The organism is Micromonospora citrea (genome assembly GCF_049629545.1).
Lineage (GTDB): Bacteria > Actinomycetota > Actinomycetes > Mycobacteriales > Micromonosporaceae > Micromonospora > Micromonospora citrea_A.
Window position 1 is genome coordinate 60986 of sequence record NZ_JBNADX010000030.1, and the last position, 12019, is coordinate 73004.

Sequence of the window (12019 nt, forward strand, 5' to 3'; positions counted from 1 at the left end):
TGGCCGGGTCGTCGCCTGTGCGATCCAGGGTACTCGACCGGGTGGGCGGTCCGCCGCCGAGTAACGGGTGCGCGGATCGCCCCGGCCAGCCCCGGGCTCGCCGCCGGTCCCGGAACGACCCGGGACCGGCGGCGGGCGGTCAGGGGGCGGGGAGGGTGGTGGTCCAGAGCGAACGGCCGTCCCGGTCGCGCAGGTGGACGGTGAAGGCGCCGGAGGCGGCGTCGATGGCCACCTCGCCGAAGTGCTGGAAGCCCTCGGCCGGCGAGGTGTTGGCGCGCGGCGGCGCGTGCACGAAGACGGCCTGCGGGCCGAACGTGCCGTCCAGCCGGTTCGGGCCGAAGGCGCCGGCGTGCGCCGGGCCGGAGACGAACTCCCAGAACGGGGTGAAGTCACCGACCGCCGCCCGCGCCGGGTCGTAGTGGTGCGCCGCGGTGTAGTGCACGTCGGCGGTGAGGAAGACGATCCCGGTGACGCCGGCGCGGTGGGTGGCCCGCAGCACCTCGGCGAACTCCAGCTCACGTCCGGCCGGGGCGCCCGGGTCGCCCTGCGCCACGCCCTCCTGCGCAGCCGGTCCGTCCGGCACCACCAGACCGATCGGCAGGTCGGCGGCGATCACCTTCCACGTCGCCCGGGACCGGGTCAGCTCCCGGACCAGCCACTCCCGCTGGTCGCGGCCGAGCAGGCCGCGCGACGGGTCGGCGTAGGTGTTGCCGTCGTTCGGGTCCTTGTACGTCCGCATGTCCAGCACGAACACGTCCAGCAGCGGCCCGTACGACAGCCGCCGGTACAGCGGCCCGTCCGCCGGGACCGGCAGCCACTCCCCGAACGCCTGCCGGGCGCGGGCGGCGAGCACGTCGACCCGCCGCTCGCTGTAGCGGGCGTCGGTGAGGACCTCCCCCGGGTACCAGTTGTTGGTGACCTCGTGGTCGTCCCACTGGTTGACCTGCGGCACCTGGGCGACGAACGCCCGCAGGTGCTCGTCGAGCAGGTTGTACGCGAACTGCCCCCGGTACTCGGTCAGTGTCTCGGCGACCTTCGCCTTCTCCGGGGTGACCAGGTTGCGCCAGGTCCGGCCGTCGGGCAGCGTCACCGTCTCGCTCAGCGGACCGTCGGCGTAGACGGTGTCGCCGCTGCACAGGAAGAAGTCCGGCCGCACCGCCCGCATCGACCGGAAGATGCTCATGCCGCCGAAGTCGGGCGCGATCCCCCAGCCCTGCCCGGCGATGTCCCCGGTCCACACGAACCGGACGTCCCGCCGCTCGTGCCGGCCGGGGGCGGTGGCGAAGGAGCCCCGCAACGGCTCGCTGAGCAGCCCGTGCCGGTCCAGGCTCTCCACCCGCACCCGGTAGTGCAGCCGCTCTGCGGAGGGCAGCCCGCGCAGCCGGAGCCGGCCGGTGAAGTCACCGGAAGGGTCGAGCACCGGCCCGCGCAGCACCCGCGCCCCGCGCAGGTCGGGGCGTCGGCTCAGCTCCACGTACATCCGGCCGGGTCGATCGGCGCGGGTCCAGACCAGCGCCGAGTCGGCGGTGACGTCGCCGCTCTGCACCCCGTGGGTGAGCACCGGCCGGCCGGCGGGCCGCCAGGCGGGGGCGGCGGACGCGCCGCCACCGAGCAGCGCACCGCCGGCCACTCCCGCTCCGGCGATCAGGCCGGCGCGCAGCAGGGTACGCCTGTCGAGTTCAGTCATCGTTCCTCCCGGTTCGCGGACCAACCAGGTCGGTCTACCGGGCGGACATGACCGCCGCCGCCGGGTGAGGTGGCCGGCGCCCCAACGGCGGCTGACGGAGCCGTCGCCGCGCGGCGGTCACGTGGCCGCCGTCACGTCCCGCGGCGGTCACGTGGCCGCCCGGCGGCGCCGTCGTTGCCGTCCGGGGCGCGGCTGACCGGGAGGCTGCCGGAGCCCAGCGACGTCTGTCGAACCGGCCGTCGCCGGCGGTAGCCTCCGCAGGTGATCCGGATCCACCTGGACGATGCGACGGTGGCCCGTACCCGGCTCGCGGTCAGCCCGCTCTGGGAGATCCAGACCGGCTTCTGGATGCTGTACCGCAACCCGGCCGAGCTGCCGTGGCCGTACACCGGGTGGGCCCGCCGGGCCCGGCGGGTGCTGGCCGGGCTGCCGGCCTCGGCGCCGATCCGGGTCTATCTCGACGCCGGGGCGCACCTGCCGGACTTCCTCAGCCCGATCCCGCCCACCGCCGCGCCGAGCCTGACCGAGGAACTCGCCGCGCTGCGGGAGACGCCGGAGGAGCTGGTCGCGGAGCAGCTGCGCCGGCACTGGCCGGAGGGCGGCCCGGCGTGGCTGCGCCCGTACGCCACCGATCCGCGCGGCGCGCTCGACCGGGTCGCCGACGAGCTGCTCGCCTGGTGGGAGGCGACGCTCGCGCCCTGGTGGCCGGCGATGCGGGCGGCCCTGGACGAGGAGGTGCTGCACCAGGCCCGGTCGCTGGCCACCGACGGGCCGGACGCGCTCCTGGCCGACCTGCACGAGAAGGCGCGCTGGGAGCGGCCGGTGCTCACGGTGGCCAAGTCGTGGGAGCAGGAGGTGCGCGTCGTCGACCGACGGCTGCTGCTCGTTCCGCTGATCTTCGCCGGGACCGGGCTGGGCCTCTACACCGACCACCCCGGCGTGCTGGCGGTGTCCTACCCGGCCCGGGGGGCCGGCGTGCTGGCGGGCGGGCCGGCCGACGCCCCGCGCACCGGCACCGACCGGCTGGCGCTGCTGCTCGGCCGGGGCCGGGCCACGGTGCTGCGGGCACTGGTCCGCCCGGCCACCACCGCCGGTCTGGCCGGCGCCCTCGGGCTGGCCCCCAGCACCGTCTCCGAGCACCTGTCCGCGCTGCTCGCCGCAGGTGTCGTGCACCGCCGCCGGGTCGGCCGCCGGGTGCTGTACGGGTTGGAACCCGCCGGGATCGCCCTGCTGGGTCTGCTCTCCACCGAGCCGATCCGCACCACCGCCTGAGGATTCGGCGGCTGCCGAATCGATGGCGTCGGCGGACGTCCGTGCCTAGCGTGGTGCGCGTAGCACCGCCCGCCCGGTGGCCGCCCGCGTCCACCCGGGTCGGCCCGGCGGTGCCCGGGGCGGGAGCGGTCCGCAGCGTCGAGAGTCGACACGGGGAGCTGTCCGGCCCGTTCCCGCTCCGGCCCCGGCGGGTCGCCATGACCACCGTCACAGCCCCGGGCCGTCACGCCCGCCGCGGCTGCCCCGTCTGCCCCCTGTCGGAGCCGAACAGGGAGGTTGTCATGCAGCGGATGAACATCGCCGAGGTGGCGCCGGAGGCGTTCCAGGCCGTGCTGGGGCTGGAACGCTACGTCCGGGCGAACGTCGAGCACGGCGTGCTGGAGCTGGTGAAGCTGCGGGCGTCGATGCTCAACGGCTGCGCGTACTGCGTCGACATGCACAGCCGCGACGCGCTCGCCGCCGGCGAGTCGAGCCGGCGGCTGTTCGCGGTGTCGACGTGGCGCGAGGCGCCGTTCTTCGACGAGCGGGAGCGCTCCGCGCTGGCGCTGACCGACGCGGTCACCCGGCTCGGTGAGCACGGCGTGCCGGACGACGTGTGGGACGCCGCCGCGAAGATCTGGTCGGAGAAGGAGCTGGCCGACCTGGTGACGGCCATCGCCACGATCAACGTGTGGAACCGGATCGCGGTCACCTGCCGTACGCAGCCTCCGGCAGAGGACTGACCACCCACGCACACGGGGCCTTCCTCCCCCGCACGGTGTCCTAGAGTCGCTTGCGGACACGCCGACGGGGGAGGAAGCGCGTGCGTTCCCGATCGATCTCCGCTGCCCTGGTGGCGGCGCTGGTGCTCGCCGGCTGCGGCTCGAGCGGGTCGTCCACGCCGACGGCCACCGCCGTCCCGTCTCCGAGCCGCTCGCCGGAGCCGGTCCCGGAACACGATGACAAGGCAGTCGCCGACGCGGTCCGCCGCGCCGCGGGCGGTCTGGGCCCGGTCAAGGAGGTCACCGCGCCGGGGTACCAGCCCGACAACACCACCGTGGTGCAGATGGCGCTGTGCGACACGCCGCGACCGCTCAACGGCGGCTACGGCACCACGGTCGAGGTCAGGTCCTTCTTCCGCGTCGACGCCAGGACCCGACCGGTCGCGTACCGCTCGGGCGGCCAGCGGGCCGAGGCCCTCGGCGAACTGCTCGTCGCCGCGGTACGGCCGGACGCCACGGGCGGACCGCAGCGGGTGGAGCGCTACTTCGACGCGCTACGGGCGCAGAGGTGCAGCGGGGGTTCCGTGCACATGGTCGACGTACCCAGCCCCGGCACGATCGGGTACCGGTCCACCAGCGGCACGGCGAAGGTCCGCGGCGGCACCGCGACGATCGCCACCATCAGCGTCGACGCCGACGAACTCGACGCGGGTGGCAGCTACCCCCTGCTCGGGCACGCGCGGGTGATCACCCGCCACGGCGGCTACCTCGTCGAGGCGTCCGTACTCTGCGCCCGCCCCGGCCGTCCCGGAGAGGGGCGGAAGATCACGGCGGAGGCCCGCACCCGGGCGCTGGCCATGGCGGAGCACACCGTCCGGGAACTGGACAAGCTCCCGCCCCGGCCCACCCCCTCGTCCACCGGCTGACCCCGGGGACCGTCGACCGGCGGCTCCATCGAACCACCGGGCCGGCCGGGACGATTCAGCCCAACTCGGGGAACCAGAGCGCGATCTCGCGCTTGGCGCTGTCGGTGGAGTCCGAGGCGTGCACCAGGTTCTCCCGGTTGGACAGGGAGAGGTCGCCCCGGATGGTGCCGGCGGCGGCCTTGCGGCCGTCCGTCGCGCCGATCATGGCCCGGACCACCTCGATCACCTGGTCGCCGGAGAGCACCAGCGCGACCAGCGGCCCACCCGTCATGAACGCCTTCAGCGGCGGGTAGAACGGCTTGTCCACGTGCTCGGCGTAGTGCTGGTCGGCGAAGCCGCCGTCCAGCGTCCGCGTCTGCATGGCGTCGATCCGCAGGCCCTTGCGCTCGAATCGGGAGATGATCTCGCCGACCAGACCGCGGCGGACCGCGTCCGGCTTGATCAGTACGAGCGTGCGCTCGTCCGGGCTGCTGCTGGACACGCTGGGTTCCTCCTGTGCGCGGAAGACGGTCAGGCTGGGTACGGTCAGCCTAGCGACCCGGTCCCGGCGTCGGCGCGGCGGCGGCGCCTTCCCTCGGCTGCCGATCCGGCCTAGCCTGGCCCTGACCCCTGGGAGGTCCACTGTGGCGAATGGCGGGAACCGACCCATCGCGCCGGTCCGCAAGCTGATCGCCGCGGTGCTCGGCACCGTGGCGACGTTCGTCGTGCTGTTCGGTCTCGGCATGACGAGCTGGGCGATCGTGGCCCTCGGTGTGGCCCTGCTGGTGCTGGCCGTCGCTCTGGCCACCGTGCGTGGCGGCGGACGCACCTGGGTGATCGGTGTCGGGCACGTGCACAGCGCCTCCGAGCCTCCCACCCAGTACGCCTTCGGCCGGTGCGAGCTGCAACTGGTGATCGACGCGCCGGGCCTGCCGCCCCGCTCCAAGAAGATCATCGAGCCGCGGGTGCCGGTGGCGAAGTGGCCGTCGCTGGGGCAGACCCTGCCGATCCGGGTGGCGCTGGACGACCAGCGGCACATCCGGGTGCTCTGGGACGAGGTGCCCACCCACTCCGAGTCCGCCGCCATGGCCGACCTGCCACCCGAGTACGCCGACACCGAGCCCGTCGAGGAGGTGCTGATCGCCCAGGAGGCCCCGCCGTGGGCCGGCCGCAGCGCCGACGACGACTTCCACGACGACCTGCGTGACGACTTCCGCGACCCGCCGCCGGCCGACCCGCTGGGCGACCCGGTCGGCGACCCGGTGCTCACCGAGGAGCGGGAGCCCGTGGTGGTGCACCAGCGTCCCGGCGGTCCGGTCGTCCTGGAGGGCACCGTCGTCGAGCAGCCGCAGGCCGGGACGCTGCCCCGTCGGGCCACCCCCGCGCCACGCCCGCCCGCCGAGGAGCGCTTCGACGCGTCGCCGGTGGACCCGATCGACGTCCCGTTGGACGACCCGCAGCCGGCCGACCGGATCCGCCCGGACGAGCTGAACGAGCTGGACGAGGCCATCTTCGGCTACGACCCGGAGGCCGTCGCGGACGCCGACGACGACAGCGCCCCGATCAGCGGTGTCGGGTTGACCCTCCTGGTCACCGACCTGTCCCGCTCGCTCGACTTCTACCGGTCGCTCGGCTTCACCGAGGTCGACCGGGGCTCCGGCAACGCGGTTCTCGCCTCCGGCAGCACCCGCCTGGTGCTGCGGGAGATCACCGAGGCCGCCCCGATCAGCCGCCGCCTGGTGCACGTCAACCTGGAGGTGGACGACATCGACGCGGCATACCGTCGGCTCAGGGACTCCGGCGTGAAGTTCACCTACGCGCCCCGGGTGGTCAACCGGGGCAGCCGGCTGGAGGTGTGGGCCGCCGCCTTCCGCGACCCGGACGGGCACGGCATCGCCCTGACCCAGTGGCGGGAGCGCGCCGAGGCCTGACCGCGCGGGTCAGCCGAGGATGACCCGGCGGACGTGCAGCGCGTACGCCCACACCAGGGCGAAGATGATCCCCAGCACCAGCAGCGACCAGTGCAGCAGGCCGGCGAGCATCAGCAGGCCCTGGAGCACGGTGCCGCCGTGCCACGCCCAGGGCCGCCCCAGCTGGCCGGCCAGCACCACGCAGGCGACAGCGAGCGTCACGATCGCCGCGACGGCGCCGCCGCCCAGCTCCCCGCCGACCACCCGGATCGGTTGGATGGCGAGCAGCAGCACCACCGCCTCCAGGGCCAGCGTCCCGGCGCCGAGGCCCCGGACCGCCTTCTCCGGGTTGCGCAGCCCGGAACGCCGCCGCCCCGGCTGTTCGCCGCCGGTCCGCGCAGCACCGGTCTGCGCGGCGCCGGTCTGCTCCCGCTCGGCCGGCGGCCCCGGCTCCCGGCCTGCGGGCGCGGCGCCGGGGCCTTCCTCCGCCGGGCCGGTCATCGCTTGAGCAGTCGCCGGGCGTCGGCCACGGTCACCACCGAGCCGGTGATCAGCACGCCCACCCCGGCCAGCTCGCCCGGGACGTCCGCCTCGGCCTCGGCGACGGCCGCCTCGATCGCGTCCGGCATCCCGTCGGTGACCTGCACCCGCTCCGGCCCGAAGACCTCCCGGGCCAGCTCGGCCAACTCGTCGGCGGGCATCGCCCGGGGCGAGCTGTTGCGGGTCACCACGATCGAGTCGAGCACCGGCTCCAGCAGCGCCAGCAGGCTGGCGGCGTCCTTGTCGGCCAGTACGGCGAGCACCCCGACCAGCTTGCTGAACGCGAACTCCTCCTGCAGGGCGGTGACGGTGGCGCTCATCCCGTGCGGGTTGTGCGCCCCGTCGAGCAGCACCGTCGGCGCGGTGCGCACCTTCTCCAGCCGGCCGGGTGAGCTGGCGGCGGCGAAGCCCTCGCGGACCGCCTCGACGTCGAGCTGCCGCCGCGCCCCCGCCCCGAGGAACGCCTCGACGGCGGCCAACGCCACCGCCGCGTTCTGCGCCTGGTGCGCACCGTGCAGCGGGATGAAGATCTCCTCGTACACCCCGCCGAGGCCCTGGATGGTCAACACCTGACCGCCGACGGCGACCGCCCGGCGCAGCACACCGAACTCGGCGCCCTCCCGGGCGACGGTCGCGCCGACCTCGGCGCACCGCTCCAGGATCGGCCGGGCGGCCTCCTCCTCCTGCGCCGCCGCGATCACCGTCGCGCCCTTGTGGATGATGCCCGCCTTGTGCAGGGCGATGTCCTCCAGGGTGTCGCCCAGCCACTCGGTGTGGTCGAGCCCGATCGGGGTCAGCACCGCCACCCCGGCCTGGAGCACGTTGGTGGCGTCCTCGGCGCCGCCGAGCCCCACCTCGACCACCGCCACGTCGACGGGCGCGTCGGCGAAGGTGGCGAACGCCAGCGCCGTGGTCATGTCGAAGTAGGTCAGCGGCTCGGACGAGCGCTGGTCGACCAGTTCGGCCAGCGGCGCCACCTCGCGGTACATGGTGACGAAGCGGTCCTCGCTGACCGGCTCCCCGTCCAGGCTGATCCGTTCCCGGACCGACTCCAGGTGCGGGCTGGTGTAGCGGCCGGTGTGCAGGCCGAAGGCCCGCAGCAGCGAGTCGATCATCCGGGCGGTCGAGGTCTTGCCGTTGGTCCCGGTCAGGTGGATCGACGGGTACGCCCGCTGCGGGCTGCCGAGCAGGTCGAGCAGGGACTCGATGCGGTCCAGCTCGAACACCATGCGGGTGAAGCCCCGCGCGGCCAGCTCCGCGTCGACGGCGGCGAAATCGGTACGGTCGGTCACGAGGGCAGCGCCTCCAGGGCGGCGTCGATGCGGACCAGATCCGCCTCGGCCACCGCCAGCCGTTCGCGGATCTTGGCGACCACCGGCTCGGGGGCCTTGCCCACGAAGGCCGGGTTGTCCAGCTTCGCGCGGGCCTGCGCGGCCTCCTTCTCGGCGGCGGCGCGATCCTTGGTCAGCCGGGCCCGCTCCGCCGCGACGTCGATCGAGCCCCGGGTGTCCAGCTCGACGGAGACCTCGCCGGGCATGGCGAGGGTGGCGCTGGCCTGGAAGTCGTCGCCGGGGTCGTCGAGCCGGACCAGGGAGCGGATCAGCCGCTCGTGGGCCGCGACGCCGGCGACGGTCAGCCCGTCGAGCCGGGCGGCGACCCGCTGGGTCGGCCGCAGGCCCTGGTCGGAGCGGAACCGCCGGATCTCGGTCACCACCCGCTGGACGGTGCCGATCTCCCGCTCGGCGGCGTCGTCGATCCCGCCACGGTCGGCGACCGGCCAGGCGGCCGTCATGATCGTCTCGCCGCCGGTGAGCGCGGTCCACAGCTCCTCGGTGACGAACGGGATGACCGGGTGCAGCAGCCGCAGCAGCTGGTCCAGCACGTGCCCGAGCACCCGCCGGGTGGCCTCGGCCGCCGGCCCGCCCTCGGCGAGCACCGGCTTGCTCAGCTCGACGTACCAGTCGCAGACGTCGTCCCAGGCGAAGTGGTAGAGCAGGTCGCAGACCTTCGCGAACTCGTACGCCTCGAACTGCTCGTCCACCTCGGCGGTGACGTGCGCCAGCCGGGACAGGATCCACCGGTCGACGGTGGAGAGGTCCGTCGGCAGCGGCCCGTCGGTGTGCGCGCCGTTGAGCAGCGCGAACCGGGTGGCGTTCCAGAGCTTGTTGCAGAAGTTGCGGGAGCCCTGGCACCAGTCCTCGCTGACCGGCACGTCCCCGCCGGGGTTCGCGCCGCGGGCCAGGGTGAACCGGGTGGCGTCCGCGCCGTACCGGTCGATCCAGTCCAGCGGGTCGACCACGTTGCCGAACGACTTCGACATCTTCTTGCCGTGCTGGTCGCGGACCATGCCGTGCAGGGCCACCGTGTCGAACGGCTGCTTGCCGTCCATCGCGTACAGGCCGAACATCATCATCCGGGCGACCCAGAAGAAGAGGATGTCGTACCCGGTGACCAGCACGCTGGTCGGGTAGAACTTCGCCAGGTCCGGGGTCTGCTCGGGCCAGCCCAGGGTGGAGAACGGCCACAGGCCGCTGGAGAACCAGGTGTCCAGGACGTCCTCGTCCTGCCGCCAGCCCTCCCCGGTGGGCGGCTGCTCGTCCGGGCCGACGCAGACGATCTCGTCGTTCGGCCCGTACCAGACCGGGATGCGGTGGCCCCACCAGAGCTGACGGGAGATGCACCAGTCGTGCATGTTGTCGACCCAGGCGAAGTAGCGCTTGGCCAGCTCCGCCGGCTCGATTTTCACCCGGCCGTCGCGGACCGCGTCGCCGGCCGCCTCGGCCAGCGGGGCGGTGTTGACGAACCACTGCAGCGACAGCCGCGGCTCCACCGTCGTACGGCAGCGCGAGCAGTGCCCGACGGCGTGCACGTACGGCCGCTTCTCGGCCACGATCCGGCCCTGCTCGCGCAGCGCGGCGACGATCGCCGGACGGGCCTCGTACCGGTCCAGGCCCTGGAACGGGCCGTGCGCGGTGATGACGCCGCGCTCGTCCATGATCGTCAGGGACGGCAGGCCGTGCCGCTGGCCGATCTCGAAGTCGTTCGGGTCGTGCGCCGGGGTCACCTTGACCATGCCGGTGCCGAACGCCGGGTCGACGTGCTCGTCGGCGACGATCGGGATCCGCCGGTCGGTCAGCGGGACGGCGACCTCGGTGCCGATCAGGTGCCGGTACCGCTCGTCGTCGGGGTGCACGGCGACCGCGGTGTCACCGAGCATCGTCTCGGCCCGGGTGGTGGCGACGACGACGTCGTCGCTGTACCGGATCGAGATCAGCTCGCCCTCGTCGTCGGTGTGCTCCACCTCGATGTCGGACAGGGCGGTGAGGCAGCGCGGGCACCAGTTGATGATCCGGTTGGCCCGGTAGATCAGCCCGTCGTCGTAGAGCTTCTTGAACATGGTCTGCACCGCGCGGGACAGGCCCTCGTCCATGGTGAAGCGCTCGCGGTCCCAGTCGACGGAGTCGCCGAGGCGGCGCATCTGGCCGAGGATCGCGCCGCCGGACTCGCCCTTCCACTGCCAGACCCGCTCGACGAACTTCTCCCGGCCGAGGTCGTGCCGGGACAGCCCCTGGCCGGCGAGCTGCCGCTCGACGACGTTCTGGGTGGCGATGCCGGCGTGGTCCATGCCGGGCAGCCAGAGCGCCTCGTAGCCCTGCATCCGCTTGCGCCGGATCAGCGCGTCCTGGACGGTGTGGTCCAACGCGTGACCCATGTGCAGGGAGCCGGTGACGTTGGGCGGCGGGATGACGATGGTGAAGGGGGGCTTGTCGCTCTCCGCCGATGCCCGGAAGTGGCCGGCGGCTACCCACTGCTCGTACCGTCGCTGCTCTACCTCGCCGGGCTGGTACTGGCCGGCAAGGGTCGGGGCGTCGGGGCGTCGGGCATCCAGTCTCTCGGTCACCCTGAAAGTCTACGGAGCGCTTCCGCGGACCTGACGTGCGCCACCTGTCATTCGCGTACGGTGGCGGACATGTCCGACGCACATCTCAGCGAGCGCGAGCTCATCGAGGGGCCCGATCCGGTCGACCTGACCGACGAACCGATCCGTCTGAGCAACCACGACCCGGCGGCCGAGCAGGACGCGCGACCCCGGTCGTCGCGCCGCCGGCGGATCGCCCTGGCCGTGGCGCTCGTGGTCGGTCTCGCCGGCGCCGCCGCCCTCGGCACGGCCGGCTGGCGGATCATGGAGCAGAAGGACACCCGGTTGAGCAGCCCGGACAGCGTCGCCGGGCTCGTCCGTGACGACTCGGACCGGGCGCGCAGCACCGCCGAGTACCTGCGCGACGGTTTCGCCGCCGACATCGACCTGGACCGCAGCTTCGGCTCGGTCTACCGCGACCCGTCGGACGAGGACCGGCCGGCACTGGTCTTCGGCGGTACCACCCTGCTGTGGCAGCCGGAGCGTGACCTGGACAGCCTCTTCGGGTTGATGGCCGACGAGACGGGCCGGGTGGCCGGCCTCCGCGAGGTGCCCGCCGGCCGGTTCGGCGGCGTGGCGAAGTGCGGGACGACCAGCGGCGACGGTGGCGACTTCGCGATCTGCGGCTGGGCCGACCACGGCAGCGTCGCGATGGCGATGTTCCCCAACCGCTCCGTCGACGACGCCGCGCGGCTGTTCCGCGAGATCCGCGAGACCATCCAGACCCGGGGCTGACCGCCCGTCCGGGCCGCGGCCCCTCCCCGGGGTACGCCCCGGCCTGGCTGTCGCCCGGCCGCCGGCCACTGCCCTGCCATCGGCATGGTGGGCAGCAAACTGCTCGAAGTTCTGTCGACGACGGCCAGCCCTGATCCGGAACCGGAAAGCCCGCTTCGCCAACACGGGCGGGGACGAAATGCAGTCAGGGCCACCCCCTGAGGGGTGGCCCTGACCATGAAGATGTCCGGCGGTGTCCTACTCTCCCACACCCTCCCGAGTGCAGTACCATCGGCGCTGGAGGGCTTAGCTTCCGGGTTCGGAATGTTACCGGGCGTTTCCCCTCCGCCATGACCGCCGTAACTCTATGA

At 73.7% G+C, this 12019-nt stretch carries 10 protein-coding genes and 1 rRNA gene; 5 read left to right on the plus strand and 6 right to left on the minus strand.

The features are described from left to right. Positions 1–139 precede the first annotated feature (139 nt). On the minus strand, positions 140–1687 hold the full coding sequence (locus tag ACPFP2_RS25750) for an alkaline phosphatase D family protein (RefSeq protein WP_424092212.1): 1548 nt from the start codon (positions 1685–1687) through the stop codon (positions 140–142). A gap of 261 nt (positions 1688–1948) precedes the next feature. Here ACPFP2_RS25750 and ACPFP2_RS25755 point away from each other — a divergent pair, with 261 nt between their 5' ends. The 3 genes from ACPFP2_RS25755 to ACPFP2_RS25765 all read left to right on the plus strand — a co-directional run bounded on the left by ACPFP2_RS25755 (position 1949) and on the right by ACPFP2_RS25765 (position 4586). After that, a complete protein-coding gene (locus tag ACPFP2_RS25755) occupies positions 1949–2959 on the plus strand; it encodes an ArsR family transcriptional regulator (protein WP_424092214.1) in 1011 nt (336 codons plus the stop codon). Between the two features lie 281 nt (positions 2960–3240). Next, positions 3241–3681: a carboxymuconolactone decarboxylase family protein gene (locus tag ACPFP2_RS25760; RefSeq protein ID WP_424092216.1), complete on the plus strand. Its 441-nt coding sequence runs from the start codon at positions 3241–3243 to the stop codon at positions 3679–3681. An 80-nt stretch (positions 3682–3761) separates the two neighbouring features. Then, the gene (locus tag ACPFP2_RS25765; RefSeq protein ID WP_424092218.1) at positions 3762–4586 is read left to right on the plus strand and encodes a hypothetical protein; all 825 of its coding nucleotides are present in this window, start codon (positions 3762–3764) and stop codon (positions 4584–4586) included. A gap of 55 nt (positions 4587–4641) precedes the next feature. Here ACPFP2_RS25765 and ndk read toward each other — a convergent pair whose 3' ends face one another. Further along, the gene (ndk, locus tag ACPFP2_RS25770) at positions 4642–5067 is read right to left on the minus strand and encodes a nucleoside-diphosphate kinase (RefSeq protein ID WP_424092220.1); all 426 of its coding nucleotides are present in this window, start codon (positions 5065–5067) and stop codon (positions 4642–4644) included. Between the two features lie 142 nt (positions 5068–5209). On the opposite strand from ndk, the gene ACPFP2_RS25775 reads away from it, so the two are divergent. After that, a complete protein-coding gene (locus ACPFP2_RS25775) occupies positions 5210–6496 on the plus strand; it encodes a VOC family protein (RefSeq protein ID WP_424092222.1) in 1287 nt (428 codons plus the stop codon). Positions 6497–6505: 9 nt separating this feature from the next. Here ACPFP2_RS25775 and ACPFP2_RS25780 read toward each other — a convergent pair whose 3' ends face one another. Genes ACPFP2_RS25780 through ACPFP2_RS25790 form a run of 3 tightly spaced genes read right to left on the minus strand, consistent with a single transcriptional unit; the run spans position 6506 to position 10916 of the window. Continuing rightward, entirely contained in the window at positions 6506–6976 is a 471-nt protein-coding gene (locus ACPFP2_RS25780; RefSeq protein ID WP_424092223.1) for a DUF4233 domain-containing protein, read from the minus strand. Continuing rightward, entirely contained in the window at positions 6973–8307 is a 1335-nt protein-coding gene (locus tag ACPFP2_RS25785) for a bifunctional folylpolyglutamate synthase/dihydrofolate synthase (protein ID WP_424092225.1), read from the minus strand. Before ACPFP2_RS25785 ends, ACPFP2_RS25780 begins: the two co-directional genes overlap by 4 nt. Further along, positions 8304–10916 carry a valine--tRNA ligase gene (locus ACPFP2_RS25790; protein WP_424092227.1) on the minus strand — a complete coding sequence of 871 codons (2613 nt, stop codon included), beginning with the start codon at positions 10914–10916 and terminating at the stop codon, positions 8304–8306. Before ACPFP2_RS25790 ends, ACPFP2_RS25785 begins: the two co-directional genes overlap by 4 nt. A 69-nt stretch (positions 10917–10985) precedes the next feature. Between ACPFP2_RS25790 and ACPFP2_RS25795 the strand changes: the two genes are divergently transcribed. Continuing rightward, the gene (locus tag ACPFP2_RS25795; RefSeq protein ID WP_424092229.1) at positions 10986–11669 is read left to right on the plus strand and encodes a hypothetical protein; all 684 of its coding nucleotides are present in this window, start codon (positions 10986–10988) and stop codon (positions 11667–11669) included. Between the two features lie 224 nt (positions 11670–11893). Here the strand turns inward: ACPFP2_RS25795 and rrf are convergent. Then, positions 11894–12010: ribosomal RNA gene (gene rrf / locus ACPFP2_RS25800) — 5S ribosomal RNA — on the minus strand. Between the last annotated feature and the right edge of the window lie 9 nt (positions 12011–12019).